Genomic DNA, 25,587 nt, shown 5'->3' on the forward strand with positions numbered 1-25,587 from the left:
TTTTTCGCATGAATTGCTGGTATTCACAGAATCCATTTATATCGATTCAGGTTGAAGGGTACGCTTGATCTTGCCAATTTTCAATTTCTTAAGCCCGCGGATCAGCAATTATTGATAGAAAGATAGCGACGAAAACTCAGCGTCAAATTATTGCTATAAATCCTAGTGATGAAATACCAAATCGACCTGTTGAATTGCGCTAAACCTCATAACAACCAAATAGGAGTTGCTCATGCGCCCATTAAACCCACTGGAAGGATTTAAAGTAGATCCATCTGCCATCAAATATATCGGTCACAACCTCCATAGACCTGAATGTATTTTGGCAGAGCGCGACGGATCATTATGGACTGCTGATGCTCGCGGCGGCGTCGTTCACATTCAACCTGACGGTAGGCAAGCGCTGATTTTGCCTAGCGAAGCAGCTACACAATCAATAGTGTCATCTGACGATGAAGAGTCCAGGTTAACCACGGGTAGTCTGCCAAACGGCTTGGCTTTCGCTCGTAACGGCGACATCATTATTTCGAATTTTGGGACTGATCGACTGGAACTAATGAGTCGCTCCGGAGCGTTCAGTTTACTCGCAGACTCGATAGACAGCCTACCGATAGGAAAGGTAAATTTCGTTCTAAGAGATAGTAAAGACCGGATCTGGATGACCATCTCCACACGCACAAAAAACTGGATGGAGGCGATGAGTCCCAATGTCTGCGACGGCTATATTGCCTTATACGAAAATGGAAAATTGAGAGTCGTTGCAGATGGATTTCATTTTACAAATGAGATCAGACTAGATGCAAATGAAGAGTGGTTATACGTTGCCGAGACCTGCGCAATGCGAGTTTCAAGGTTGCGTGTACTCGACGATGGCTCTCTGACCGATCGCCAAGTCTTTGGCCCTGATAACCATCGTGGTTTTATCGATGGAATAGCTTTCGATTCTTTCGGCAATCTGTGGGGCACTCACATTATGCTCGATAGAATTTTCGCAATTACTCCTGATGGCGAACTTAAAATAATTCTGGATGATGACAAAGGAAGCGAGGCAGGTAAAAAGCTGCTCGCAGCGTTTGATGAAGACAAGGCTAATGCTGAGTTGATGCTCGCGTGTGGCGGAAAAATTTCTCCTTGGTTCACGAGTATCACATTCGGTGGAGTTGACCTTTCTACAGTATATGTTGGCAGCCTGAGGCACGACCGCATAGCTTACTTTAAGTCGCCCGTCGCCGGACTTCCGATGGTACATTGGTAATCGCACTAATCGAATTAATGTCGTCTAAAAAGCAAAAGGAGGGTCTCCCCCTCCTTTCTTCGCATCAAACCTCTTAGTCCACTCTTCAAAACACTCATCACACCACCACATTATTCAATTTGGTGAATTGTGAATTCGCCCAGTCGCTATATATCAATCTTCCAAGCCTCGATAGTATTTCGACGTCAACTTTCTTCAAGTCGCTTTATGATATTGCATACAGCGTTTTAAACATTCTGAATGTCTCCGACCTAAGGAGTAATCGATGTCAGACAATTCTCATGAGAACCAGCCAGCAGGTTATATGCCAGCTAAGGTCTGGAGTCCGAAGTCCACCTACGGCGGCCAATTTGCCAGCATCAATCGTCCGGTATCAGGTTCCCGGTTCGTACAAGAGCTGCCGGTAGGTAAGCACCCCCTACAGCTTTACTCGCAGGGAACGCCCAATGGTCAGAAGATCACGATCATGCTGGAGGAACTACTTGCGGCAGGGCATTCAGGCGCTGAATACGATGCATGGCTGATAGATATTTTCGAGGGAGACCAGTTCGGCAGCGGCTTCGTCAATATCAACCCCAACTCCAAGATTCCAGCGCTTGTGGACCATACAACGGATCCCGTTACTCGGGTTTTCGAGAGCGGCTCGATCCTGGTCTACCTTGCGGAGCAGTTCGGCGCGTTCCTGCCCACTAACCCCAGAGCGCGAGCCGAGACTTTCAACTGGCTGATGTGGCAAATGGGATCCGCTCCCTTCGTTGGCGGCGGCCTGGGCCATTTCTATGCTTACGCGCCGATCAAGATCGAATACGCGATCGATCGTTATGCCATGGAAACCAAGCGACAGTTACATGTTCTGGATACCCACCTGGCATCGAATGAATTCCTAGCGGGGGACGAATATACGATCGCAGATATGGCTGTTTGGCCGTGGTACCCCGGCAGTCTTTACGGTGTTTACGCCACACACGAGTTCCTTGCTGTAGAGGAATACAAGCATCTGCTGCGCTGGTATCACGCGATTGCCGCTCGACCCGCAGTTGCGCGCGGCAAAGTCGTTAACCGCACCTCTGGAGCTCCGGGCGAGTTCTTGCGAGAGCGTCATGATGCACGTGATTTTGAATCGTTGATAAAATAGAAGGAAGGTACTGTGAAACTGTATTTTGCGCCTGGCTCTTGCGGTCTTGCTTCACAAATCGCATTGCGCGAGTCCGAGCAGAAGTTTGAACTTATCAAAGTCGACTTCGCCACCAAAACAACTGTTGAAGGTAATTACTACGAGGTAACGCCAAAAGGCTACGTGCCTGCCTTAAAATTGAAGAACGGTGACGTCCTCACTGAAGGGACGGTGATTTTGCAATGGATTGCAGATGGCAACCCTGAGCGTAGACTTTTACCTGAATTTGGTACCCGGGAGCGCTATAAGGCCCTGGAATGGTTAAACTTTGTGGCTTCTGATTTGCATAAAGGCATGGGCGTGATGTTTTCGTCGTTTGTGGATGGAGCGTCGAAGAGTCGCTTTGCGGAAGGCTATATGGGTCCTCATTTTGACTATATTGAAAAGCACCTGACTAACAACGATTATGTTTTAGGCGACACATTTTCAATCGCGGATGCCTACTTGTATAATGTTTTGACTTGGGCACCAAGAGTGAATATTGACCTATCCAAATACACCTCCATTCAGAAATTCATGGCACGAATGGGGACGCGGCCAAGTGTTCGCGATGCTTTGGCAGCCGAACAGCTTTAATTAGATAAGCGCCCCTGCAAAGCTCCATGGCAATTTGTAATGTGGAGTTTTGCAGGTCTTTATTCGCGCATCGTCGGATGATTGGAAAACAAATCTGCGATCCACTCTACAAACACGCGAACCTTGGCCGAAAGGTGACGGTTCTGTGGATATACGACATGAATCGGCAGGGGCTCATTGGTCCAGTCTTCCAGTATTGGAATTAATCGTCCGTCCTCGATAAAGGGTGTCATCAGAAAATTGGCCATTTGCACAATGCCCAGCCCTGACAGGCCCGCGGAGGTATAAGCATAACTGTCGCTAAGCGCAATGTGACTGGATAGCGCGACCTGAACACTTTCGTCGCCTCGCGTGAAATACCAATCAAATGGTTTACCCCCACGGGAGGAGAAGTAGTTCACACAACGATGATGCACAAGATCGTCGGGGTGCGTTGGTCGCCCGTGTTGCTCCAGATATGCGGGTGAGGCGCAAGTGACGTAATTCATTGTTCCAACCCGTCGCGCAATCAACCGTGAGTCAGCCAAACGGCGACCACCACGTATGGCACAATCCACGCCCTCTTCCACCAGGTCAACCGGACGATCGCTGCAACCCAGTTCCAATCGGATATCCGGGTACAACGCGAAGAAGTCAGGAAGAGCAGGAATGATCACGTCGCTGGCCAGGCCGGTAGGAGCATCGACGCGCAGACGCCCCGATGGATTCCGGCGGCTTTGTATTAAAGAATCCTCCGCATCGCGAACGTCTGAAAGTATCTGTAAGCACCGCTCATAGTAGACAGCACCATCGGAAGTCACACTGACGTGGCGCGTGGTCCGGTTCAACAACTTCACCGATAGAGAAGTTTCCAACGACTGTATCAGGGTGGTGACGGTTGCCTTGGGAAGCTTCAGGTTTTCAGCCGCACGATTGAATCCGCCGGTATCCACCACCTGGACGAACACCTCCATTGCTTGGAATTTGTTCATATTGTTCCTTGAGTGCGCGGAGCCAATAGCTTTTTACAGTTTGAATTTCGAAACCATCATATTGAATGAGGCCGCAAGGTGGGACAGTTCTCGACTGGATCCTGCCGTCTGGTTCGCTCCGGCAGTGGTTTGTTCAGACAGCTGTTGGATGTTGTGTAGATTTTTGTCGACTTCGCGAGCGACTTGCGCCTGTTGTTCGGAGGCGGAGGCAATCACCAGGTTACGTTCGTTGATCTGATAAACGTTGCGTGCGATTTGCTCGAGCGCGGTGCCTGCCTGGCGCGCTTTATTCTGGGTAGCCGTTGCCACCGCAAGACTCTTGCCCATCGCGGCGACCGCGCTGTCGGCATCGGTCTTCACCGCGCCAATCATGGTTTCAATCTCGACTGTTGACGCTTGCGTTCGATGAGCCAGCGCACGAACTTCATCGGCGACCACTGCAAATCCTCGCCCCTGCTCGCCAGCGCGCGCTGCCTCAATCGCGGCGTTCAACGCCAGTAAATTGGTCTGTTCAGAGATGCTGCGGATAACATCCAGAACCCCACTGATGTTGTGCACACGAGAAGCCAAATCAGTAACTGTCTCGGATGACCTCTGAATATCACTTAGCACGATATGAATGCCGTCGACTGTCCGCTCAACCTGGTTGCGCCCATCCTCCGCCTCGTCTGTAGCGTGTCGTGAGGCATCCGATGTGGAGACCGCATTTGTAGCCACGTGTTCTATAGCATTGGTCATCTCAGTGACAGCAGTCGCGGCTTGTTGAATCTCATCATTTTGCCGGATCAGGCTACGTGTACTCTCATCGGTGACCGCACTCAGTTCTTCTGAGGATGTAGCCAGTTGATCCGCTGCGCTCGCAATTTCCAGCAATGTATTCTTGAGACTGATCTGCATGTCGCTCAACGCGGCCAGGAGTCGGCCTGCCTCATCAGAGCGCTCAGTGCAGATCGGATGCGTGAGATCGCCACTGGCAATACGCTCGGCACTTGCCACAGCTTCGGCCAGAGGGCGGGTGATCATGCGCGTAATGATGACGCCAGTGCCCAAGGCAAATAAAAAGGCGGCAACGATGCCGATGATTAACTGAGAGAAAACAGTCTGACGCAGCTCCATGGCCCGTTTGGCGCCGTCCTGAATCCCTTTGTCATTGTGAGTCACCATTTCTCGCAAAGACTGTCGCAGCTCTCGAAATACTTGAAGGTTCCCGTTATCAAGCTGCTTCTGTGCAATCTCGATTTCACCATTATTGATATGCTCGAGTGCTTTGCGAGAGGTTGCGATATAGCTCGACCAGCGCTCGTCAATATTCTTGAAAACATCTTTATCTTTGCCCTGGAGAAGGTCGCGCGAAGCGCTCAACGTCCGTTCTACAGTGTCAAGGCTGTTCGTTATTTCGCTATGCAGTCTTTGGATATCGGCCTCGGGAGCATTCAGTGCCTTGGCGCTTATTAAGCGATAAACCCCCCGATTGTGTGCCGTCACCCCGCTCAAAATATTTCCCACGCTGGAGACCGCTATCAGATCCTCAGAATAGGTCTTCGACAGCGCATCTGCTAACCGTCCAACTCCCGTAATTCCAATTGATCCAACGAGCAGCGTGATACAGGCACATAAAAAAAAAGCACTCTGCAATTTCGTTGAGAATTTATACTTGGCAAACATGTTTATTTATTTTCCTGTCAGGCTGAAATTTCCAGCTTTCATCTGTTGTGTAGTCGGGCATACAGCTACTTTGTCTATCGCATCCTGAGTGATGAGCGCTTGCACGATGATCATCGCGGGTCCCAGCACTTCAGCGATCAGATCTGCCTTATGGGTCGGTCGCACCACTCGGCCACAAGGGATGAAGAGCGGATCGTTAAATCTTGCCCGTAGTTTGCTCAGCACATTGCTGACTGCAGGTTGCGTCACTTTCAGCGTTTTGGCCGCTTTGGATACACCTCTCTCCTGATAAACCACCAGAAACGTGACTAACGAATTGAGGTCAAACTTGTGGAAGATCGTTTGATCAATTGGCATCATGCTTCTCCGCCAGTGTGCGGAAAGTAGCTGGCAAATCGAACGCCCAGTGAACGCCTGCCAATCATCCAAATCAATGCGTTGAACTCTGAAGCGATAAAATGAGCTCGCATCGCTTCCTTGTTTTCCCAATAGCCACTAAGTAACCAAAGGTTAGGATACAACGCACTATTAGTTAACCCGTATGCTAAGCAGCCGGGCAACTTTTCAAATCTAGATATATAGTTGACAACGCAGCATCTGAACGCGCTTACATTGCCCTCCGTGATTTCGATTTCAAGAGTGCTGACAGCGTTGATTAACATGGCAGTGCCCCTATTTAATTACTTCAATCTGCGTCTCAGGACAAAACTGTAACGCCGAATATAAGTATGGAAGGTTTCACACTTCAAAAATCCATCAAATCTTGAATTGCTTGACCTGCATCCTTAGTCGCTCGCCGAGTTCCGTAAGTTTTTGTGCTGTGTTCGCACCGACCAACGCATCATCTGCTACAGAATCCACTGCGTGGGCAATAGCGGTCATGCTGCGATTGATTTCCTCGGCAACCGACGTCTGTTCTTCTGAAGCGCTGGCAATTTGCGCATTCATGTCATTGATGGTTTCGATCAATAGCGCAATCGAGTCCAATGACTCTCCGGCCTGATTGGCCAGCTTCCCAGTGATCTTGCCGGACTCACTGGAACGCTCCATGGCAACCACCGCTTCTTCGGCGCCGCGCTGCAATGAACTGATCATCTCGTTGATCTCTACGGTGCTTTGTTGGGTACGACTGGCAAGCGCTCGTACTTCATCTGCCACTACAGCAAATCCACGGCCAGCATCTCCGGCTCTCGCTGCCTCAATTGCAGCATTGAGCGCCAGTAGGTTCGTCTGTTCAGCAATTGATCGGATAACGTCCACAACGCTCGCGATCGAATGAACATCTGAACGGAGGTTATCGAGCGAAGCACTCGTTTGGTTAACATCCGAAATCAGTTCATGAATGCTGGCGATGCTCTTGTTCACTACAGACTTGGCTTCGCTGCTCACATCGGAGCCTTCGCGGGCAGCCTGCGAGGCACTTTGCGCGCTGGCAGAAACCTGATGAGCTGCCGCGGACATTTCGTGAATGGCAGTGGCAACCTGATCGGTCTCAAGTCGCTGCCCAGTCATTGCTTTTTCGGAACGAGAGGCCTGCACAGATACATTGTCGACCAACAGTGCCAATTGATCTGTCATCTCGGAGATCTGTCGGACCAGTCCACGAATTTTTTCGACAAATCGATTAAACGACTTCGACAGTGCTCCTAGTTCATCGTCGTTTCCGTCGGGTAGACGGCGTGTGAGATCTCCGTCTCCGGCCGCTATATCATCGAGATTCTGCTTGATTGCTAGGATAGGTTTAACCAGACCATTACCCAGGACAGCAGCTACGACTGCAACGATGAGCAGCAGCAACGCCACCACAGTTACGATCATTGCGGCAGAAGCACCCAATCGTGTCTGCATCGATGTCGCAATGACCTGTACACGTTCTTCTACGTCATCCAGATTGACTTGAGTGCCAAACGACAGGTCCCATTTAGGAAGGTAGTGGTAATAACCGATCTTTGGAACTGGCTTGTCACTGCCCGGCGTTGGCCAGTCGTAGCTAAAAAATGCTGGCCCTGATTTACTGGCTGCGACCAGGCCGCGAATCACATAGATCCCGTTGGCATCCTTGACGTCCGAAAAATCCTTCCCTATATCCTGGTCCTTATCAGACCAAAAAACACGCACGCTGCCGGACGTATACCCAGCGAAGTAGCTCGCTTTGTCGAATTGAAGAGTCTTGAGAATGGCAATGGCTTGTTTGCGAGCCTCCATATCCCCCTGCTCAGAGGCATCGTAAATTGGCTTGATAGCCGCCTCTGCGATTTGCTGATAATTCTTGAGGGCAAGTTTGCGCTCTTCCAGAAGCAATTCCCTAGCCTGCTCGACCTCTTCTGCAGCCAGACTTTGCAATACAAACCAAATTATTCCGCTGATGACCAGTGCCAAAGAAAGGCTTGGAATAACGGCAAGCAATATGACTTTACTGCGAAATTTTAGAAACACAGCGCCCTCCCCTTAATAGGATAAAAACCATCGTTTTTTTCTTATGTTAATATTTTTAGATGATAAAAACTGAATTACTCAACCAACCCTTAAAAGCGCTTATTGATCAATAGAGTGGACACCAGACATTTATCCAGTGCCCGTCGTTTAATTCCGAGCAACGTTGCTTACGCCCTGGATCTCACAAACTTCCACGTTGAACAAAGCTCTGCCATCCGCGCATATGATTGATGAATCGCTCGCTCAACCCACCCTTGCGCAAATAGTCAGCCGTCACTGGAAGTTTTGGACTGTCGTAGAAGGGGTCTGCCTCTACTTGAAGAGGGAAGTCGCGCTGAAGAATGCCGGCCCGACCAATCAACACAAAGTCGCATCCTTCATCCATTAATTGCCCGGCGCGTTGGGCGCTCATGATCTTGCCTGCTGTTCCTATCCTTACACCTCTGCGTGGAAGCTCTGTGAAAACACTCAGCATGCTCTGTCCTTTGAACGTACCGTCTTGCACGATCTGAGCGGAGTCCCAAAGGGCCAGGTCCAGATAGTCGATCAACTCTCGATCAAGTATGTCTGCAGTAATATCGCGCAATTCCTCCAGACGCAGCCCGTAGCGCTCGACCGACAAACGCCAGCCGATTTGAAATTCAGGGCCACATTCGCGCCGAATACCCTCGATGACCTCGAGCGTGAGGCGGGCGCGATTCTCGATACTACCGCCGTATTTATCGGTCCGGTCGTTGAATTGCGGGGACATGAACTCCGACAGGATCCACCCGAAAGCACCATGCACTGCAACACCATCAAACCCTGCCAGTTCTGCTCTTTTGGCGCCGGTAATAAAGCTATCGCGAATGCGTTCTACTTCTTCAGTCGGCAGCGCTCTGACACCCGGCACGGTGTAATCGGAAGCAGGCGCTGGAACGCCTCCCAACAACGGATTTGCACGATGTCCCGCATGGTGCAATTGCACCGCAGAGAGACCACCACCTTCGCGGATCGAAGTGGCCATCTGCGTCAAACCTGGCAAATGAGCGTCGCTGAAGATGCCCAACTGTCGGTCAAATCCAATACCCGTTTCCTCGACGTGCGTGGCGCAGGTTTGCATCAATGCGTAACCCCCTTGCGCAACCTGTCTGATCCATTCCTGATCGAATTCAGACGCGAAACCGTCACGCCCACTCTGTTGATTGGTAAGCGGGGCCAGCATGAAACGGTTTCGCATTGCTGGACCATGCAAGAGAGTGAGCGGTTTGAATAAATCTGAGACGGACATGTAAAAATCTCCAACTGCCAAGTGTGTCTTACCAAGATCGACCGGTAGGGTTGGGTAAAGGCCAGACAAGTTCGAATGGCCCTTCGCCCCCTTCCCTATCAGCCTTTCGTCCCGGACTTCTCAGCGTCGCCGACTTGCCAGCCGCCGCCGAGTGCGCGCACCAGATCTACGGTCGCTCGAGCACGCTCGCCTTCTGACTGGATAAGCGATTGCTGACTGCGCAGTAGGGTGCGCTGCGCATCAACCACCACGAGATAGTCGACATCGCCCTCATCGAATCTTTGCTGCGCAGACCGTGCGACACGCGACGATGCTTCTTCTCCACCGCGTTGATGGCCGATTCGCTCGTCGAGTGTCCTGATGGACACCAATGAGTCCTCAACCTCGCGGAAGGCTTGGAGTACCGTTTTGCGATATTCACCGACCCGCTCGTCATAAAGGGCGCGGGCGCGATCAATGTCGGCCTCGCGTCTTCCGCCATCAAAGATAGGTAGGCTCAAGGCCGTTCCTACCAAAGGACCTAGGAGGAATGTTCGCTGCGACCAATTGGTCAGGTTTCCCAGATCCGTCGACTCATAGCCCACAGCCCCGGTCAGCGAGAGCGAAGGAAAAAAGGCAGCCTTCGCCACGCCGATCCTGGCGTTCTCGGCGGCCATGGCTCGCTCTGCGGCTGCGATGTCCGGCCGACGCTCAAGCAACGTCGATGGGATACCTGGCGGAATCTGAACGGTGACGTATTCCAGGGGTTTTGGCTCAAGCGTAAACGACGCCGGAGGCTTGCCCAGCAACGTCGCCAACGCGTGCGCCGTCAGTGCGTACTGGCGTTCGACTGCTAATTGTTCAGCCCGGGCAGAGAACAGTTCTGTTTTTGCCTGATCGACAACATAGCTGGCCACGTCGCCGTCATTCAGCCTTCGCTGCAGCAGTGTCTCGGTGTCTTCGCGAAGCTTCACGGTTTCCCGTAGCAGGCGATGTTCGCCCTCCAGTTGACGGAGGCTGAAGTAGGTTCTGGCGACGTCGGCCTGAACAAGCAGCAACATCTGGTGGGCCAATGCTTGCTGCTGATCCGCATCAGCCTGAGCGGCTGCGACCCCAGCCGAGACACGACCAAAAAGGTCTACTTCGTAGGCAACGGTTGCCTGCGCCCGCCATAGTGTTTGAGTGGTTCCGGGTGCGCCATCCCCGTACCCGTCAGCTGCACCTGAAGTGCGCTGACGAGTTGGGCCGAAACCGAGGTCAACGTCCGGGAAACGGGCCGCCTGGCTTCGAGCAGTGAGGGCCCGGGATTGCTTGAGCCGCGCCATTGCGATGGTGACATCGGGATTGGCTACAAGGGCCTCCTCTTCCAGTTGCTCCAGCGTCGAGTCGCCCAGTACCTTCCACCACGGAGAAGGTTTTTGCTGGTCCGCAGGTTCAGCTGGCTGCCAGCGCCCAGGTTCTTCGGTGGACTTCAATGCTACAAATGCCCGGTGATCGTACTCCGCATAATTCGCTGGCACATCGATGTCCGGTCTGTTCTCGACGGGCGTCATCGAGCACGCCGACAGAAGCGACACACCGACTGCGAGTGCAATTGCACTTCTGTTTACCCGTGCCCCTGGCAGGCGTGCGTGGTTTCGGTTGCTCATACCAGACTCTCCGGCTGCTTCTGTTCAAGATGATGAGGGACGAGGGCCGGGGCTTCGTGATGCGCTGCAGAGCGCAAGGGTTTGCTGCCGCCAAGCGCCCGCACGACCACGTAAAACAGCGGTGTGAGGAACAGACCGAACAGCGTGACGCCAATCATTCCGAAGAACACCGAAATACCCATCGCCTGGCGCATCTCTGCACCTGCCCCTGTGGACAGAACGAGAGGAATGACGCCCATGATGAAGGCCATTGAAGTCATCAGGATCGGCCGCAGACGCAGACGACAGGCTTCGATCACTGCCTTCACCGTGGACATCCCGGCCATCTCCAGCTCACGGGCAAACTCGACAATCAGGATGGCGTTTTTCGACGCCAGACCCACCAGCACGATGAGACCGATTTGCGTGAAGATGTTGTTGTCGCCCTTTGTGAGCCACACCCCGAGCAATGCGGAGAAGATGCTCATCGGGATGATCAGGATGATGGCCAGCGGCAACGTCAGGCTTTCGTACTGGGCGGCCAAAACGAAGAACACAAGGAGCACGCAGAGCGGAAGAATCCAGATCGCGGTGTTACCTGCAATAATTTGTTGATACGTCAGGTCGGTCCATTCATAGGTCATGCCCGCTGGCAACGTTTCAGTGGCGATCCTTTGGATCGCGGCCATGGCCTGGTCCGATGAGTAGCCTGGAGCCGGACTTCCGCCAATGTCAGCAGCGGTAAAACCGTTGTATCGAACGACTTGATCCGGACCATAGGTCTGAGACACCTTCGCCACCGAGGCAAGCGGAATCATTTGCCCTGACTCGCTGCGTACGTGCAGTTGCCCAATGTCATCCGGTTTGGAGCGGAATTGATTGTCGGCCTGCATGCGTACTTGATAGACACGCCCCAGGAAGTTGAAGTCATTGACGTAGTACGAGCCAAGGAAGGCTTGCAACGTGTCGAATATCGCCGGCGTGTCCACGCCGAGCTGCAGCGCTTTCGCACGGTCGATGTCAATCTTCAGCTGAGGAACGTTTACCGTGTAGGTTGAAAACAGCGGACCGAGTTCTGGCGCTTCGGATGCTTTTTTTATGAAAGCCTGAGTCGCTTTGTAGAGCTCTTCATAGCCGAGGTCCGATCGATCTTCGATCTGTAGTTTGAAGCCCCCAAGTGTTCCCAGACCATAAACCGGCGGAGGTGGAAAAATGCCGGTGAAAGCGTTACCGATGGTGCTGAATTCACGGGCAAGATCGGCCGCCACCTGATTTGCGCTGATACCTTGGCGATCTTTGAACGGCTTGAGCAGGACGAAGCTCAGCGCAGTGCTGGAGCTTTTCGTCACGGCGTTGATCGAAAGGCCGCTGTAGGCCGACGTCCCCATGACCGCAGGATGCTTGAGCGCGATCTCGTTCATCAGGTTCATGGTTGCTTCGGTGCGATCCAGTGTCGATCCCTCCGGCAACTGAGCGAGGCTAACCAGGTATTCTTTGTCCTGTGCAGGCACAAAACCACCTGGAACATGACCGGTGAGCCACCAGGTAGCGCATAGCAGTCCCGCGTACACCACGAGCATTGCGCCCTTATGCTTGACCAGACCACCAATGCTGCCTCCGTATCCAACGGATGCACGATCAAACGTCCGATTGAAGCGTCCGAAGAAGCGGCCAAACAGCTTTTGCGTCACACGGGTCACGGCATCAGGAGCCTCGCCATGTCCCTTCAACAGCAAAGCCGAGAGTGCTGGAGACAATGTCAGCGAGTTGACGGCAGAGATCAGTGTGGAAATGGCGATGGTGACCGCGAACTGTTTGTAGAACTCCCCGGTCAAGCCACTGAGGAAGGCCAGCGGCAGGAAGACAGCGGACAGCGTAAGAGCGATGGCAATGATAGGGCCACTAACCTCCCGCATCGCCTGATACGTCGCCTCACGGGGATTCAGCCCGCGCGCGATGTTTCGCTCCACGTTCTCGACTACCACGATGGCATCGTCGACCACAATGCCGATCGCTACCACCAGGCCGAATAGCGAAAGCGTGTTGATGGAGTACCCTGCCAGCAGTAGGAAGGTAAACGTGCCGATGATCGAGATCGGTACCGCCAGCAAAGGGATAATCGACGCGCGCCATGTCTGCAGGAACAGAAATACGACCAGCACCACCAGCGCCACGGACTCCAAGAGCGTTTCGATAACAGCATCGATACCACTCTGAACCGCACGGCTCGGCTCATAGACAACTCGGTAGATGAGGTCTTGTGGAAAGTCCTTTTCGAGCTCCTTCATGACCCGATGCACTTCGCGAGAAATTTCTAGCGAGTTGGCTCCGGGAGCTTCTTGCACGGTCACCGCGACCGCAGGTGCGTTGTCCAGTGTTGCGCGGATGCCGTAATCCTCGGCGCCGAGCTCTACGCGGGCAACATCTCCCAGTCGAGTAATTGCCCCTCGAGCATCGGACTTGATGACAATGCTTTTGAACTCTTCAGGGGTTTTGAGTCGCCCATCGGCGTTGACGTTAAGCTGGAATGCAGTGTCCGAAGGCGTAGGTGCGCTGCCGATGGTACCGACTGCAGCCTGAATGTTTTGACGACGAATAGCGTCGGCAACATCGTTGGCGCTAAGACCACGCTCAGCCAGCGCGGCCGGGTTCAGCCACACACGCATGGCATAACCACCAGGCCCCCAGATCGACACTTCACCAACGCCTGCAATTCTTGCCAAACGATCCTTCACGTGGAGGATGGCGTAGTTGCTCACGTAGTTATTGTCGTAGGTGCCATTCGGCGAAACCATGTGTACGGCAATGGTGATGATGGGCGAGTTCTTAATAGCTGTAACGCCCAGCCGTTGAACATCCTCTGGAAGTCGCGCTTGAGCCTGGGAGACACGCGTCTGCACGAACTGTTGAGCTTTATCGGGATCGGTTCCAAGCTTGAAAGTCACCGTCAGATACAGGTGCCCGTCACCGCTGGCTTTCGAATCCATGTACAGCATGTCTTGCACGCCGTTAATGGACTGCTCCAGTGGTGCCGCAACTGTTTCCGCGATGGTCTTGGCGTTCGCGCCCGGGTATTGAGCATGCACCACAACAGAGGGAGGAATGACCTGCGGGTATTCCGACACCGGCATATTGAACGCCGAGACGATCCCCGCAAGCAGGATAAGCGCCGATAGCACACACGCAAAGATCGGGCGATCGATGAAGAATTTGGAGATGTTCACGACCGGCCTCCGTTGGAGGCACTGGCAGGCTCCTTCTGAACGTCGGCGGCGACCGCAGACACCTCGGAACCCGGTGGAGCTCGGAATGCACCGTCCACAATGATTCTGGCACCCGCTTCAACTCCGCTGCGCAGAACCCGTTCTTTTCCCTGGAGAACGCCGAGCTCGACGAAACGCCGTTCGACCTTGTTCTGAGCGTTCACGATCAGCACGTACTTGCGGTCCTGGTCGGTGCCCACGACGGCATCGTCGACCATCACGGCGTTGTACGGCTTCCCACCCTGAAGACGAACTCTTGCCTGGAGACCCGGGAGCATTTCGGGGCTCACACGGTCAATCCTGGCGCGAACTCGCACTGTTCCCGAGCGAGTATCCATCTGGTTATCGATCGCCTCGATGATGGCCGCATAGGGGAAGGCGTTATCGTTAGCAAGACCAACTTTGATCACCGGTTGCGCACCGGCCTGCAGCGAGGGTGCGATGATTCGCAGGTAGCTCTGCTCGTCCACGTTGAAAGACGCGTAGAGCTTGTCGTCAGAAACAATTCGGGTGAGTGGTGTCGCATCCCCACCTGCCCGCACTACGTTGCCCGCCGTGATTTCCGCGCGCGAGATACGCCCTGCAATCGGCGCCTTCACTTGCGTGTAGCTGAGCTGTAACTGAGCCTCAGCCAATGCAGCCTGCGCGCCTTTCAAAGATGCCGCTGCCTCTCGGGCCGCATTGTCAAGCACGTCAAACTCTCTGCGCGCGATTGAGTTCGACTCCATCAGCCTTTTCCCACGAGCCTGCTCGAGTTCAGTAAGCCGTTTGCGCTCTTCAGTAACGGATAGGTTCGCCTGCGCCTGACGCACCTGGGTCTCAAGCGGCGCCGGGTCAATGGTGAAAAGAAGCTCGCCCTGACGAACATGCTGACCGGCCTTGAAATGCACGGTCAGCAAAGTTCCCGGCACTTTCGGTCGTACGTCTACGACGTCCACCGCTTCGAGGCGACCGGTGTAATCCTGCGAGTCCGACACCGCGCGTTGCAGTGCTGGTTGGTACTTCACGGTCGGCAGTGCCGCAGCTGCTTCTGCGCGTACCTGCGAACCATTATTCAAGAGGACACTCCCACCGCCAATCACTGCGATGGCAACCGTCAGGACCGCTAGATGATGTTTCTTAAAGGGATTCATGTGATGTGCCTAGCCAAGTTGGATAGCTTGGAGTCTGAGCACGCTTCGCATGGACATCTAGATCAAAACCTGGGTAAATTTATTGCCTTGTTTGGAATAATCACCCCCTTTCGCCAGCACCAAAATGGCGTAAGTAGGTAGAATTCAACAGTAATAAGTCATACTTATTGCTTGAATGAGAACAAATTCTGGTAAGGAGTGATGAAGTGAACCGCCTCCAATCAATGCAAATTTTCACTCGCGTCGTCGAAATGCACAGTTTCAGCCGGGCCGCCGATAGCCTTTCCCTACCGCCTTCGCGGGTAACGCGCGCGGTGAAGGATCTGGAGGCATTTCTCGGCGTATGCCTGTTACGACGGACCACTCGCCATATCAGCCTGACCCCGGATGGCACGTTCTATTACGACCACTGCAGGCGATTACTGGCCGACGTTGAAGCTGTCGAGTCAAGCTTCCCGGGATCTGCCGGAAAGCCTCGTGGCCGCTTGCGAGTAGACATGACACTGTCCCTAGCGCGCCTTGTTGTGCTGCCCTCGATCAAGGACTTCCAGTCTCGTTTTCCAGACGTCGAACTGACTTTGACAATGGCTGACCGAACCGTCGAATTGGTTCAGGAGGGTATTGATTGCGTCATCCGCACGGGAACCCCTGAAGACTCTTCGACGCTGGTTGCAAAGCGCATTGGCGGCTTTGACTGGATAACATGCGCCTCACCGGAGTACCTCGCCCTTCACGGAACGCCGAAATCCCTTGAGGATCTGGCCGGACATCAAGCCGTGGGCTACTTATCGAGTCGAACGGCACGTTCGATGGAATGGCACTACGTTGTGGATGGCGAGGACCGCTGTATCAGAATGCCGGAGCGCCTCATCGTCAACGATACGGATGCGTACGTAGCGTGCGCCCTCGAAGGCTTGGGGATCATTCGTGCAGGAAGCTATATGGTGATTCAGCACCTCATGAGTGGACGCCTTCAGCCCATACTGACCGACTACTCCGCTCCTTCAGTTCCACTATCTGTCATCTACCCAAAAAACCGTCACCTTTCACCTACCGTGCGAGCGTTCGTGGACTGGGTAGCCGATGTTGTTCGTGAGGCGGAACCTAGTTGGCGATTGGCATGAACAGCACATGTCGCTGCCCACCAACACGTTTTTTTCACACAGTGGAATTGTTTATTGCAAATCCGAGGGTTGTAACCAAGGAACAAACCATCAAGTATCCCGCCCATTAATCCGGTAGACAGGCTGATGCCTGCCGTTAGATGGAGAACGAGTGTGAAAAAGGTCTTGATGCTGCTCGCAAATGGCGTTGAGCCAATGGAAATGGCTGCGTTTACCGACATTCTTGGTTGGGCTGATTTACTGGGAGATGAAAAAATTGAACTGGTAATGGCGGGACTCAGGCCAGAAATCGTTTCTACTTTCGATATCACTATTCGGCCAAACCGAATGCTGGCAGATTTGGACCTCAATGATTTTGATGCACTGGCGCTACCCGGGGGGTTCGAACCCAGCGGATTCTACGAGGAAGCGTTGAGCGAACCGTATCTAGCCGCTATCAAGCACTTTATGAATGCCCAAAAAATTGTCGCTAGCGTTTGTGTTTCATCGCTGAGTCTGGGACGTGCCGGAGCGCTGCAAGACAGGAAGGCTACGATTTATCATCAAGTCGGTGGACGCAGGAAGCAGCAGCTTGTTGATACAGGGGCAGTGTTCATTGATCAGCCAATCGTCCGCGATAAAAATATCATTACCTCCAGCGGTCCCGGTACCGCATCGGAAGTTGCCTTTTTGTTAATTGAAATGCTGACGAACAAATCCAACGCCGACACTATTCGCAAAATCATGCGATTTCCTACACCAGATCGAAAATGGTACGAAACTGCCCAAGTTTAATTAAGTACAGCATTAAAAGCCTTCATTGTACGCGACCAATTTTTAACCGTCAGACGGAATTCGCCAACAATAAAGTTGAACAAGGCCGTGCTCGAGTTTTGCTTATTCGCACTGACAGAGCTTTCGCATGCGACAGCTTTGTAGTTTTGATTTCATCCACAATTCAAACAGGATTTAGATATGAGCAACTTCCTCAACGGTATCAATGTCCCTGCCCTGCAAGATTTTGCGCAAAGCATCAAGCAAGATGAATCCAAACGTCATGCGCGCTTCAACGTAAAGACTAAGTGGCAGCATCAAACCCGCAGCGTGGCGACTGTGAGCCGCTATCACCTGAGTGGTCAGGATCACCCTCGTCACTTTGAAATTGCGGCCGATGAACCACTGGAACTGTTGGGGGAAAACACAGCGCCAAACCCACAAGAACTACTGATGGCAGCGTTGAACGCCTGCCTATCCGTTGGTTATGCAGTGAACGCTTCGGTGATGGGAATCACTATTCACAGCCTCGAAATTGAAACCGATGGTGAACTGGATCTGCGTGGATTTCTGGGATTGGATGAGAACGTCAATCCAGGCTATGACGAGGTAAGCTTCGTCGTCCGCATTCATACCGATGCACCAACCGAGAAAGTGGAAGAGTTGCATCGCGTCGCCACTAAAACCTCGGTTAATCTGGCCAACTTCTCAAAGGCCATTCGTATGGTTCCCAAACTGGAAGTCATTTCCGGCTAATGGCTTTTAGTTGAGTCAGTGACTGCTATCGTTTTTAACCTCTGATTAATCCTCCTCAATTTGGAGCCGACCTTCGCTGTGTCGGCTCTGCTCTGTGCGCAAAACAATAATAGTAAATGGAGTGCTAAACATGTATCGATCCACCTTGTCCTTAGCGGTCGCCTCGGTCGTGCTCGCCCAGAACGCAAACGCCGCCGGTTTTATAGAAGACAGTAAGGCTACATTGGGGCTGCGTAACTTCTACATCAACCAAGACCTCCGTGATGGTACCGGGCCGAGTAAATATGAGGAGTGGGGGCAAGGCTTCGACCTGCGCTTTACCTCCGGTTATACCCAAGGCACGGTCGGTTTCGGTGTAGACGCAATAGGCCTGCTGGGCGTACGACTTGATTCGGGTGGAGGTACGAACGGTGCGAGCAACAACGCTTATGGCGGTATAGTTTTCCCAAGCAAGTCCAACGGCGAAGCGGTTGATAACTTTTCCAGCCTAGGCCTAACCGCCAAAGCCAAGATCTCGCAGACTGAATTGAGGCTAGGCACCCTGCAGCCGAAGCTGCCAGTCATCGTTACCAACGACGGTCGCCTGTTGCCGCAAACCTTCCAGGGCGGTCAGATCACTTCGAATGACATCAAAGACTTGACACTGGTCGGCGGTCAGATCGAGCACGTCAAGGGTCGTAACTCGAGCAACAACGAAGAATTGTCGATCGCGGGCGCTAATGGCCGCACAGCATCGGGGCGTGACAGCAACAAGTTTATTTACGGCGGCGGTGACTACAAAATCACAAAGGATCTGACTGCCCAGTACTATTACGGAAACCTGGACAATTTTTACAAGCAGCATTTCCTAGGGTTGATTCACAACTGGGAAATCGGTACGGGTGTTCTGAAATCCGACCTGCGTTACTTCAACAGCTCCGATGACGGCGCCAATGGTCACGACTCGACTTACTACACCACTGGCAACTACAACGCGCCCAGCGGAAAGGGGAAGGTCGATAACAATCTTTACAGTGGCCTGTTCCTGTACTCGGTAGCCGGTCATACCTTCGGTGGAGGCTACCAAGTCAGTAACGGCAGCAGTGACTTCCCTTGGCTTAACCAGGGCGACGGTTCTTCGGCATACATCATCAGTGACATGCAAATCCAGAAATTTGCCCGAGCCGGCGAGCGCTCCTGGCAAGCACGCTACTCCTATGATTTCGCTAAAGTTGGCGTGCCTGGTTTGACTGCTGGCGTAGTCTACGTACGCGGGAACAATATCGATACCGTGAATGCGGCAGGTCGTAAAGCGGCTGATGACGCCTCAGAGTGGGAACGGGATTTGACCGTTGGTTATGTTGTTCAGTCTGGCGCCTTGAAGAACTTGGGCCTGATGTGGAAAAACGCCACTTGGCGTACTGAGCTGCCGAATACCCGCTCCCAGGATGAAAACCGCCTGATCGTCAGTTACTCCATCCCGCTGCTATAACCTCAAAACACTCTGCCTTTCGAGATAGCTGGCAGCGCATTCATACCCTGAATGCGCTGTTTTTTTTCGCCGGCATCTGCTTGGACCTTCGCACCGATCAAAGAACGGTGCGAAGGTTTGCGCCGCAGCCATTTCCACAACATCTCCAAGTTACACAGCGCCCGGAATGCAATGGCTGAACGGCGCAATCGATTAAAGCAAGTCCAGCGGGTATTCGATAAAGGCCCGGACTTCATTCAGGTTGGGACCGACATCGCGGTCTGCCCGGTAGATCGAATTGCGCAACTTGAATGACATATCCTTCAACGTGCCGTCCTGCACCACGTATTTGACCTGATTGAAGAACTCACGCTCGGTGCCGTCCTGCTCGCCGCCCGCATCGATGTTGCTACCGCGAACATAAGCAGTCTTGTAGGTGAGTCCCGGTAGCCCGAACTCCGCGAAGTCCAACTCGTAGCTTAATTGCCAGGACCGCTCGTCCTTTAGGTTGAAGTCGGAGTAGTACGAGTTCGCCACATAAATAGTGCTGCCGCCGTCGCCATAGTCATAGGCATAACCCGCATCGCCGCTGTTACGCTGATGAGCGACGATGAAGGAATGCGCGCCGACGCTGTACTTGGCCGCCAAGCTCCAGATGGTATTGCTGTCGTTGACGCCATCGCCGCCAAAATCCAGCGCGGCTTGAGAGCCGTTGTCGTAGTCGGTGCGATAGATGTTGAAGTCCAGATTCAACGCCTGGGATTCGGAAAACGGCACCGTATAGTTCACGTTGCCATAGTACTTCTTGTAGGTGTCCTCCACGTCGGAGTGATAAGCCGCGACACTCAAAGCGTCGGTGACGCTGTAAGTGCCACCGATCACGTTGATGCTCTTGAGACGGTTCGGATCCCGCGCCGGATCGCCCATCGGGCTATCGGCGGTGAATCGACCTGCATTCAGTTCCAGGCCTTCGATTTCCTTGCTGGTGACCAGCGTACCGGTAAACGCCTCGGGTAATAGACGAGAGTCGTCATACGCCAGCACCGGCATCGATGGAAACTGGTTACCGTAGCGCAGCACAGTGTTGGAAATACGCAGTTTGAGAACAGCGCCAGCTTCCGACAGATCGTCCACCGGGCGCCCATTACTATCGGTATCAAAAAAAGCTTTGTAGTTTCGACCCCGACCACTGTCGAGTTTGACGCCAAGCAGACCGAAAGCGTCCACCCCCACCCCTACAGTGCCTTGGGTGAAGCCCGACTGAAACGTACTGATGAAGCCTTGACCCCATACTTTCGCGTCATTGGCGTGATTTTTATAATCGCGATTGAAGTAGGCGTTACGCAACAGCAATTTCAGGTCACTGTCCTCGACAAATCCTTTGGACTCGGACTGCTCACTGGCGAATGCAGTTGGTGTGTTGATCGAGAACAACGCACACGCCACCGCGATAGTTTTGCGATTAATCATAGATGCTCCAAGAAAACGTACTGGATTTATTATTGGCAGGACGCTTAAGTGATCGTTAACCAACAAATGGCGACTGGTTACGAATTCAGATCTTATTGGTATTAGAAAGCCAGCATATGCCGCGAGGCGATAAATACAACTAATGACAACTCAGGTACAGCAACCAATGTCGATTATTAATATTGATATAAATAATGGAAAAAAGCCTGACCTTGAGGTAATTTGATAAATGTGGCAACGAGATATTTCGCCAGCAAAGATATCGGTGAAGTTTTTAAGCGCCACCCTTTGGTTTACCGCCTGTTTCCAGGCGGTTTTTTTTGCGACTCATTATGCATATCACTTTAGATGATAGTTTATTCAACACTCCCTTATCTTCGGCAACAATGTCAAGCTTCAATCCCCGCTTGATCATTTATCACCAAACTTGATAATCAGAATTAAAATTCTACAGAAGTAACTAACGAAGCTTTTCCGGGGCTGAAACGATACGTTCCTGCCGAGGAGAAGCCAAAGACAGCGCAACTCCCCCTAGAACCGCTGTCGTAGCAATCACCAAGCGCAGAGAAATGGGCTCGCTCAAAAAGATGACGGCCCCCAGAGAAGCAATGATCGGAACACTCAACTGAAGTATGGCTGCATGCTGGGTTGAAATGCGTTTGACCACCCCATACCAGATTGTATATCCAGAACCGGATGCCAATACGCCCGATGCCACGGCGTACGTCGATCCGGCCGCACTTACATGCAGCCCATCTCCCAACAGTGCCACCCAAACCAGACACGTTATAAATGGAAGGCTTCTGAGGAAATTCCCAGAGGTGTCGGCAGTCGGATTGGCAGACCCGCGCCCAATTAGCGAATAGGCGCCCCATGCGATCCCGGAAATCATCATCAACATCGAGCTACCGAGTTCAGGCGCAGTCGCGCCCGGGAGAAGTAGAACGATCAGACCACCGAACGCCATCAGCATTCCCGCCAATACCCTGGTGCGGACCCGCTCACCCTTAAGCCAGGAATACGTGAACATGGTGATTTGCACAGCGCCAAACAGTATTAGTGCGCCTATGCCAGCACCGAGTTCGACGTAGGCGATCGAGAAGAACCAGGCGTATATAAACAAAGACGCGCCGCCCTTCCAGCTGCCGCCCGTTGCCTTGCCCGGCATCCTTATACTGACTAGCAGCAGGAGAAATGTTGCACCGCTTAGCAGTCGAATTGCAGTGAAGGACTCTGGGTCGATATCCCTGTCAATTAGCGCTAAGCGGCAGAACAGCGAGTTAGCGGCGAACGCGAACAGACTCAGTAACGCCGGTAGAATCCAGGACCTTTTTCTATCACCCACCATCGCGCCTTTTTTTTGTCGTCATTCATTCGTAAGCCGCTTCGAGTTGTTTAGGCTAGCGTTGCCTGGCTCTCTGTAAGCGTCGGGTAGTCGGTATAACCTTCTGCACCCTGGCTGTAGTAGGTCTCCATATCATCCTCGTTCAGCGGCGCGCCTTTGTGCAGGCGATCGACCAAATCGGGGTTGGCCAGGAAGGGACGCCCAAAGCTGATGGCATCGGCAAGACCGCTCAGGAGGTCAGCCTGGGCTCGAGTCACGTCATAGTCGCTGTTGAGGATGATCGGCCCCTTGAAATGCTTGCGGATCAGTGGAGAAAGCCGCGGTACGTCGGTTGCACCGAACGTGCCGTTAGGTGGCGGTTCTCGCAATTCCAGAAAGGCAATACCGATGTCATCCAGCATCTGAGCGGCTGCCGTAAACAGGGGGGCAGGATTGCTGTCGTCCACACCATAGCTTTCGCCATTGGGGGATAGCCTAACCGCCGTACGATTCGCACCAATGGCATCCGCCACCGCTCGCGTAACCTGTTCTAACAGGCGCACACGATTTTCAATACTGCCGCCATATTCATCGGCGCGCATATTGCTGTTGTCGCGCAAGAACTGATCCATCAATTGACCGTTCGCCGCGTGGATTTGAACGCCGTCAAAACCCGCAGCCATGGCATTCTTGGCAGCACGGACATAATCAGCGATGAGATCTGGAATCTCATCCACGGCCAGGGGGCGAGCCACCTCGAAAGGCTTCTTGCCGTCATAGGTGTGAGCGTCTCCCGGCATAGCGGTCGCGCTCGACGATATCGGTTGCTGACCAGTTACGGCAGAATGAGCCATACGCCCCATATGCCAAAGTTGCGCGATGATCAACCCACCTTTGTCATGCACCGCCCGTGTCACCAGCTTCCATGCCTTAACTTGCTCTTCGGACCAGATCCCTGGTGCGTAAGGCCATCCAACACCTTGACGGGAAATGCCGGTAGCTTCGCCGATAATGAGACCGGCCGAGGCGCGCTGCGCGTAATACTGGGCCATGATTTCGGTCGGGACATGGTCGCGAGTGGCGCGAGCACGAGTCAGAGGCGCCATGATGATTCGATTGGAGGCCTTCAACGCTCCAAGCACGATGTGTTCGAAAAGCGGCTTCATGCAATTTCCTTGATAGCGGTTACAAGTAGCTGTGAGCGACCAGTCACTTCGCAGGGGCTTCCAATTCATGTATCCGAAAACGGCGTTATCGCCTGGCAGACAGCTCATGGAAATACGCTGAGAAAGGTGCGCAACACTGGAAATATTTTCGTCAGCCCATTCACTGTGTCTGGGTGACTTGTGTGCAATATGAAGTCGATTCAAACGAACATACAGGTATGAACTTGGTTAACGGAATTGCCAAATCTGGAAGAGTGATCTGATGGGTCTTGGAGGTAAATAGCCGCCAATAACCCTTTCGCTTCGTCGGCTTCCCATTGAAACGCGCCCTGCTCTCTTCAACTCGCGACCACAAAATAACGGCTCGGCAGTCCGCATTTCGATCATCCAATGCCCTTGGTAGCCAAAGTACTGTGAAGCCTCATCTCGACATCAATTGGACTTGGCGACGGGCGATATCTGCTCGAGTAAACTCATGTCCTCAGAGGCAACACGCAATGTTGTCCCAGGGCTGAGCTCCGATAACGACTCGCTTGAAAAGCCTTGCCTGATTCCCCGAATGCACAGGCCGTAGATGCCCTCCCCCTTGGTTTTCAACTCTCTTGAAAGCCATGCTCCCAAACCGGGGCCCGAGGAGTCGACAGGGGTTACCAGGTGGAGCTCAGTGCCACCGAATCTGAATGTTCGTACGACTACGCCTTCCGATTCGAGCAATGAAAGCTCATCAGGGCCCTGCTCAGCCTTCGTTCCCAGCAGCCCACAATAAAATCGCGTGCTGGACTCCAGTTTGGCCACGCGAAACGCGATGGATTGAATGCCCAACGCAAGATTTGGATGATGACGGACGTGACCTTCCGTGACTCGCAGGGAGCGAGGCGTCACATCACTGCATAAAAAGGGTAATGCGTGGATGTCTGGCCAGCTCAAATGCCACTGCACTTGCTCGTCCGAGTACTTGATGCTCGCACCCGCAACAGGCCCGCTACAATGTATGCCGGCAAGCGCTGCTTGACTGATTGCACGGGTGATGTCTGATGGCAGAAGGGCAAAGCCAACATAGCCCTCTCCATACTGAGTCAGGCGGTCGTACCATTTCTCGCCAGGCGCCGGCGCCGTCCACTCAATGAGTTCGAGGTAAGACCCGTCGAAGAAAAACACCCGCGCATTTTTCGTGGGAGCATGCTCAGAACGGCCGCCAGACACCACGTTGAATCCCATTTGCCTATAGTTTTCAATTGCGCGCGGTAGGTCCTTCACGGCGATGACTAGGTGATCCAGTTGAAAATTTACGATCAAACTATTGTTCATCGAATTTTTCCGACCTGCCGTCGCTGCTTCTGGAAAACTAGGGGCCCTGGGTCTCGAATCGACACGCTGATCGCTGTTGCATTCAGGTCGCCGGCGGCCCCCACCTACTCTGTGAGTTGCCACCAGCTCCACCGCGGTTCACCCCTTCAGAATCAGCACCATGCGTCCCGTAATTGCCGACTTGGGCTCAAGGGAGATAGTCGAAGAGCTCATTGGTTGTCATCACATTGCAGTAGATCATGTTGAGGATCTCCAACTCTTTGTTGTGAAGCTCTATGCTGCCGGCCGCGCTGGCATCGTCGATCACAATGACATCGAAGCTCTCGTCGGCGAGGCTACGCACTGTGGATGAAACGCATTGGTCGGTAAACAGCCCCGCGCACACCACGTGGGTGATGCCCAAGTTGCGCAAGATCAGTCGCAGGTTGGTGCCAGTCAACGCGCTGTCTGTCGTCTTTAGAACGACGATCTCGTCCGAAGCAGGTGCGAGACGGTCGATCACCTGAGAGGCGTGCTCGTTCGCAGGTAGCAGCAGGTTGTTCCAGCCGGGCTTTTTCTGGCTCAGCGAACGATCGCTGCCATCCTCTTTCTGACAGGCGATGCGCGCGAATAGGACTTCGAGATCCGCTCGGCGGAAAGCACCAATCAATCGTTCCAGGTTCGGAATTACGGTTCCATGCATTCGCTGATGGAACGGTGTCCATGCGTCGAATCGGGCCCGCTCCATTTCGTCGAGCAATGCGGGGTCCGGGCGTTCCAGGTAGGTGTTTTGCACATCGATGACCAGTAGCGCCACCTTGCCTTTCTCAAGCACAGGATCATCAGGTTCTGGCGCCCCCGCGTAATACATCGATCGACGTGCAGTTTTCCAGTCTTTGGACATGAG

The 25,587-nt window shown here is 53.1% G+C and carries 20 protein-coding genes and 3 pseudogenes; 7 read left to right on the forward strand and 16 right to left on the reverse strand.

The window, feature by feature from the left end; translation table 11 throughout:
- Positions 1 to 232 precede the first annotated feature (232 nt).
- The 3 genes from ACM6IQ_RS02685 (at position 233) to gstA (ending at position 3,005) form a co-directional block, all read left to right on the forward strand.
- Positions 233 to 1,255 (forward strand): SMP-30/gluconolactonase/LRE family protein, encoded by a 1,023-nt coding sequence (locus ACM6IQ_RS02685; RefSeq protein ID WP_192418004.1) that lies wholly within the window; start codon positions 233 to 235, stop codon positions 1,253 to 1,255.
- 265 nt (positions 1,256 to 1,520) lie between these two features.
- Positions 1,521 to 2,390, forward strand: coding sequence for a glutathione-dependent disulfide-bond oxidoreductase (gene yghU, locus ACM6IQ_RS02690; RefSeq protein WP_192418005.1), 870 nt, complete (start codon positions 1,521 to 1,523; stop codon positions 2,388 to 2,390).
- Between the two features lie 12 nt (positions 2,391 to 2,402).
- Positions 2,403 to 3,005, forward strand: a complete 603-nt coding sequence (gstA, locus tag ACM6IQ_RS02695) for a glutathione transferase GstA (RefSeq protein WP_414878025.1) — start codon at positions 2,403 to 2,405, stop codon at positions 3,003 to 3,005.
- 59 nt (positions 3,006 to 3,064) lie between these two features.
- Here gstA and ACM6IQ_RS02700 read toward each other — a convergent pair whose 3' ends face one another.
- From ACM6IQ_RS02700 to ACM6IQ_RS02750, 11 genes and pseudogenes are all read right to left on the reverse strand, one after another.
- Entirely contained in the window at positions 3,065 to 3,976 is a 912-nt protein-coding gene (locus ACM6IQ_RS02700) for a LysR family transcriptional regulator (protein ID WP_192418007.1), read from the reverse strand.
- 33 nt (positions 3,977 to 4,009) lie between these two features.
- Positions 4,010 to 4,765: pseudogene (locus ACM6IQ_RS02705) on the reverse strand (methyl-accepting chemotaxis protein); the annotation flags it as partial.
- 102 nt (positions 4,766 to 4,867) lie between these two features.
- Positions 4,868 to 5,641, reverse strand: a pseudogene (locus ACM6IQ_RS02710) (MCP four helix bundle domain-containing protein); the annotation flags it as partial.
- Positions 5,642 to 5,647: 6 nt separating this feature from the next.
- Positions 5,648 to 6,001 (reverse strand): LysR family transcriptional regulator, encoded by a 354-nt coding sequence (locus tag ACM6IQ_RS02715; RefSeq protein ID WP_414878026.1) that lies wholly within the window; start codon positions 5,999 to 6,001, stop codon positions 5,648 to 5,650.
- The gene (locus tag ACM6IQ_RS02720; RefSeq protein WP_192418009.1) at positions 5,998 to 6,303 is read right to left on the reverse strand and encodes an antibiotic biosynthesis monooxygenase family protein; all 306 of its coding nucleotides are present in this window, start codon (positions 6,301 to 6,303) and stop codon (positions 5,998 to 6,000) included. Before ACM6IQ_RS02720 ends, ACM6IQ_RS02715 begins: the two co-directional genes overlap by 4 nt.
- A 94-nt stretch (positions 6,304 to 6,397) precedes the next feature.
- Positions 6,398 to 7,219 (reverse strand): methyl-accepting chemotaxis protein, encoded by an 822-nt coding sequence (locus ACM6IQ_RS02725; RefSeq protein ID WP_412548224.1) that lies wholly within the window; start codon positions 7,217 to 7,219, stop codon positions 6,398 to 6,400.
- 36 nt (positions 7,220 to 7,255) lie between these two features.
- Positions 7,256 to 8,077 (reverse strand): annotated as a pseudogene (locus ACM6IQ_RS02730) (cache domain-containing protein); the annotation flags it as partial.
- A gap of 181 nt (positions 8,078 to 8,258) precedes the next feature.
- Positions 8,259 to 9,347 carry an NADH:flavin oxidoreductase gene (locus ACM6IQ_RS02735; protein ID WP_192418011.1) on the reverse strand — a complete coding sequence of 363 codons (1,089 nt, stop codon included), beginning with the start codon at positions 9,345 to 9,347 and terminating at the stop codon, positions 8,259 to 8,261.
- Positions 9,348 to 9,445: 98 nt separating this feature from the next.
- Positions 9,446 to 10,975: an efflux transporter outer membrane subunit gene (locus ACM6IQ_RS02740; protein WP_414878027.1), complete on the reverse strand. Its 1,530-nt coding sequence runs from the start codon at positions 10,973 to 10,975 to the stop codon at positions 9,446 to 9,448.
- Positions 10,972 to 14,178: an efflux RND transporter permease subunit gene (locus tag ACM6IQ_RS02745; protein WP_192418013.1), complete on the reverse strand. Its 3,207-nt coding sequence runs from the start codon at positions 14,176 to 14,178 to the stop codon at positions 10,972 to 10,974. Before ACM6IQ_RS02745 ends, ACM6IQ_RS02740 begins: the two co-directional genes overlap by 4 nt.
- Positions 14,175 to 15,350, reverse strand: a complete 1,176-nt coding sequence (locus ACM6IQ_RS02750; RefSeq protein ID WP_192418014.1) for an efflux RND transporter periplasmic adaptor subunit — start codon at positions 15,348 to 15,350, stop codon at positions 14,175 to 14,177. The genes ACM6IQ_RS02745 and ACM6IQ_RS02750 overlap by 4 nt, the downstream gene beginning before the upstream one ends.
- A 206-nt stretch (positions 15,351 to 15,556) precedes the next feature.
- Here ACM6IQ_RS02750 and ACM6IQ_RS02755 point away from each other — a divergent pair, with 206 nt between their 5' ends.
- The 4 genes from ACM6IQ_RS02755 to ACM6IQ_RS02770 all read left to right on the forward strand — a co-directional run bounded on the left by ACM6IQ_RS02755 (position 15,557) and on the right by ACM6IQ_RS02770 (position 19,454).
- Positions 15,557 to 16,474 (forward strand): LysR family transcriptional regulator, encoded by a 918-nt coding sequence (locus ACM6IQ_RS02755; RefSeq protein ID WP_192418015.1) that lies wholly within the window; start codon positions 15,557 to 15,559, stop codon positions 16,472 to 16,474.
- A 153-nt stretch (positions 16,475 to 16,627) separates the two neighbouring features.
- Positions 16,628 to 17,248, forward strand: a complete 621-nt coding sequence (locus ACM6IQ_RS02760) for a DJ-1/PfpI family protein (RefSeq protein WP_192418016.1) — start codon at positions 16,628 to 16,630, stop codon at positions 17,246 to 17,248.
- Between the two features lie 180 nt (positions 17,249 to 17,428).
- Entirely contained in the window at positions 17,429 to 17,983 is a 555-nt protein-coding gene (locus ACM6IQ_RS02765; protein WP_192418017.1) for an OsmC family protein, read from the forward strand.
- 130 nt (positions 17,984 to 18,113) lie between these two features.
- Complete coding sequence (locus tag ACM6IQ_RS02770) at positions 18,114 to 19,454, forward strand: OprD family porin (RefSeq protein WP_192418018.1); 1,341 nt, start codon at positions 18,114 to 18,116, stop codon at positions 19,452 to 19,454.
- Positions 19,455 to 19,646: 192 nt separating this feature from the next.
- Here ACM6IQ_RS02770 and ACM6IQ_RS02775 read toward each other — a convergent pair whose 3' ends face one another.
- The 5 genes from ACM6IQ_RS02775 to ACM6IQ_RS02795 all read right to left on the reverse strand — a co-directional run bounded on the left by ACM6IQ_RS02775 (position 19,647) and on the right by ACM6IQ_RS02795 (position 25,584).
- Positions 19,647 to 20,903, reverse strand: coding sequence for an OprD family porin (locus ACM6IQ_RS02775; protein WP_192418019.1), 1,257 nt, complete (start codon positions 20,901 to 20,903; stop codon positions 19,647 to 19,649).
- A 460-nt stretch (positions 20,904 to 21,363) separates the two neighbouring features.
- A complete protein-coding gene (locus ACM6IQ_RS02780; RefSeq protein ID WP_192418020.1) occupies positions 21,364 to 22,251 on the reverse strand; it encodes a DMT family transporter in 888 nt (295 codons plus the stop codon).
- Positions 22,252 to 22,298: 47 nt separating this feature from the next.
- Complete coding sequence (locus ACM6IQ_RS02785) at positions 22,299 to 23,393, reverse strand: alkene reductase (RefSeq protein WP_192418021.1); 1,095 nt, start codon at positions 23,391 to 23,393, stop codon at positions 22,299 to 22,301.
- Positions 23,394 to 23,825: 432 nt separating this feature from the next.
- On the reverse strand, positions 23,826 to 24,701 hold the full coding sequence (locus ACM6IQ_RS02790; protein WP_192418022.1) for a VOC family protein: 876 nt from the start codon (positions 24,699 to 24,701) through the stop codon (positions 23,826 to 23,828).
- 187 nt (positions 24,702 to 24,888) lie between these two features.
- Positions 24,889 to 25,584 (reverse strand): cysteine hydrolase family protein, encoded by a 696-nt coding sequence (locus tag ACM6IQ_RS02795; RefSeq protein ID WP_192418023.1) that lies wholly within the window; start codon positions 25,582 to 25,584, stop codon positions 24,889 to 24,891.
- Positions 25,585 to 25,587 lie beyond the last annotated feature (3 nt).

It is taken from the genome of Pseudomonas sp. IT-P100, assembly GCF_949767185.1.
GTDB lineage: Bacteria > Pseudomonadota > Gammaproteobacteria > Pseudomonadales > Pseudomonadaceae > Aquipseudomonas > Aquipseudomonas fluorescens_B.

What these genes read in the sequence shown, in the direction of transcription:
- ACM6IQ_RS02685 (WP_192418004.1), top strand. Translation starts at nt 233, where the DNA reads ATGCGCCCATTAAACCCACTGGAAGGATTTAAAGTAGATCCATCTGCC.
- yghU (WP_192418005.1), top strand. Translation starts at nt 1,521, where the DNA reads ATGTCAGACAATTCTCATGAGAACCAGCCAGCAGGTTATATGCCAGCT.
- ACM6IQ_RS02700 (WP_192418007.1), bottom strand. Translation starts at nt 3,976, where the DNA reads ATGAACAAATTCCAAGCAATGGAGGTGTTCGTCCAGGTGGTGGATACC.
- ACM6IQ_RS02715 (WP_414878026.1), bottom strand. Translation starts at nt 6,001, where the DNA reads ATGATGCCAATTGATCAAACGATCTTCCACAAGTTTGACCTCAATTCG.
- ACM6IQ_RS02720 (WP_192418009.1), bottom strand. Translation starts at nt 6,303, where the DNA reads ATGTTAATCAACGCTGTCAGCACTCTTGAAATCGAAATCACGGAGGGC.
- ACM6IQ_RS02725 (WP_412548224.1), bottom strand. Translation starts at nt 7,219, where the DNA reads ATGACAGATCAATTGGCACTGTTGGTCGACAATGTATCTGTGCAGGCC.
- ACM6IQ_RS02735 (WP_192418011.1), bottom strand. Translation starts at nt 9,347, where the DNA reads ATGTCCGTCTCAGATTTATTCAAACCGCTCACTCTCTTGCATGGTCCA.
- ACM6IQ_RS02740 (WP_414878027.1), bottom strand. Translation starts at nt 10,975, where the DNA reads ATGAGCAACCGAAACCACGCACGCCTGCCAGGGGCACGGGTAAACAGA.
- ACM6IQ_RS02750 (WP_192418014.1), bottom strand. Translation starts at nt 15,350, where the DNA reads ATGAATCCCTTTAAGAAACATCATCTAGCGGTCCTGACGGTTGCCATC.
- ACM6IQ_RS02765 (WP_192418017.1), top strand. Translation starts at nt 17,429, where the DNA reads ATGAGCAACTTCCTCAACGGTATCAATGTCCCTGCCCTGCAAGATTTT.
- ACM6IQ_RS02770 (WP_192418018.1), top strand. Translation starts at nt 18,114, where the DNA reads ATGTATCGATCCACCTTGTCCTTAGCGGTCGCCTCGGTCGTGCTCGCC.
- ACM6IQ_RS02775 (WP_192418019.1), bottom strand. Translation starts at nt 20,903, where the DNA reads ATGATTAATCGCAAAACTATCGCGGTGGCGTGTGCGTTGTTCTCGATC.
- ACM6IQ_RS02780 (WP_192418020.1), bottom strand. Translation starts at nt 22,251, where the DNA reads ATGGTGGGTGATAGAAAAAGGTCCTGGATTCTACCGGCGTTACTGAGT.
- ACM6IQ_RS02785 (WP_192418021.1), bottom strand. Translation starts at nt 23,393, where the DNA reads ATGAAGCCGCTTTTCGAACACATCGTGCTTGGAGCGTTGAAGGCCTCC.
- ACM6IQ_RS02790 (WP_192418022.1), bottom strand. Translation starts at nt 24,701, where the DNA reads ATGAACAATAGTTTGATCGTAAATTTTCAACTGGATCACCTAGTCATC.
- ACM6IQ_RS02795 (WP_192418023.1), bottom strand. Translation starts at nt 25,584, where the DNA reads ATGTCCAAAGACTGGAAAACTGCACGTCGATCGATGTATTACGCGGGG.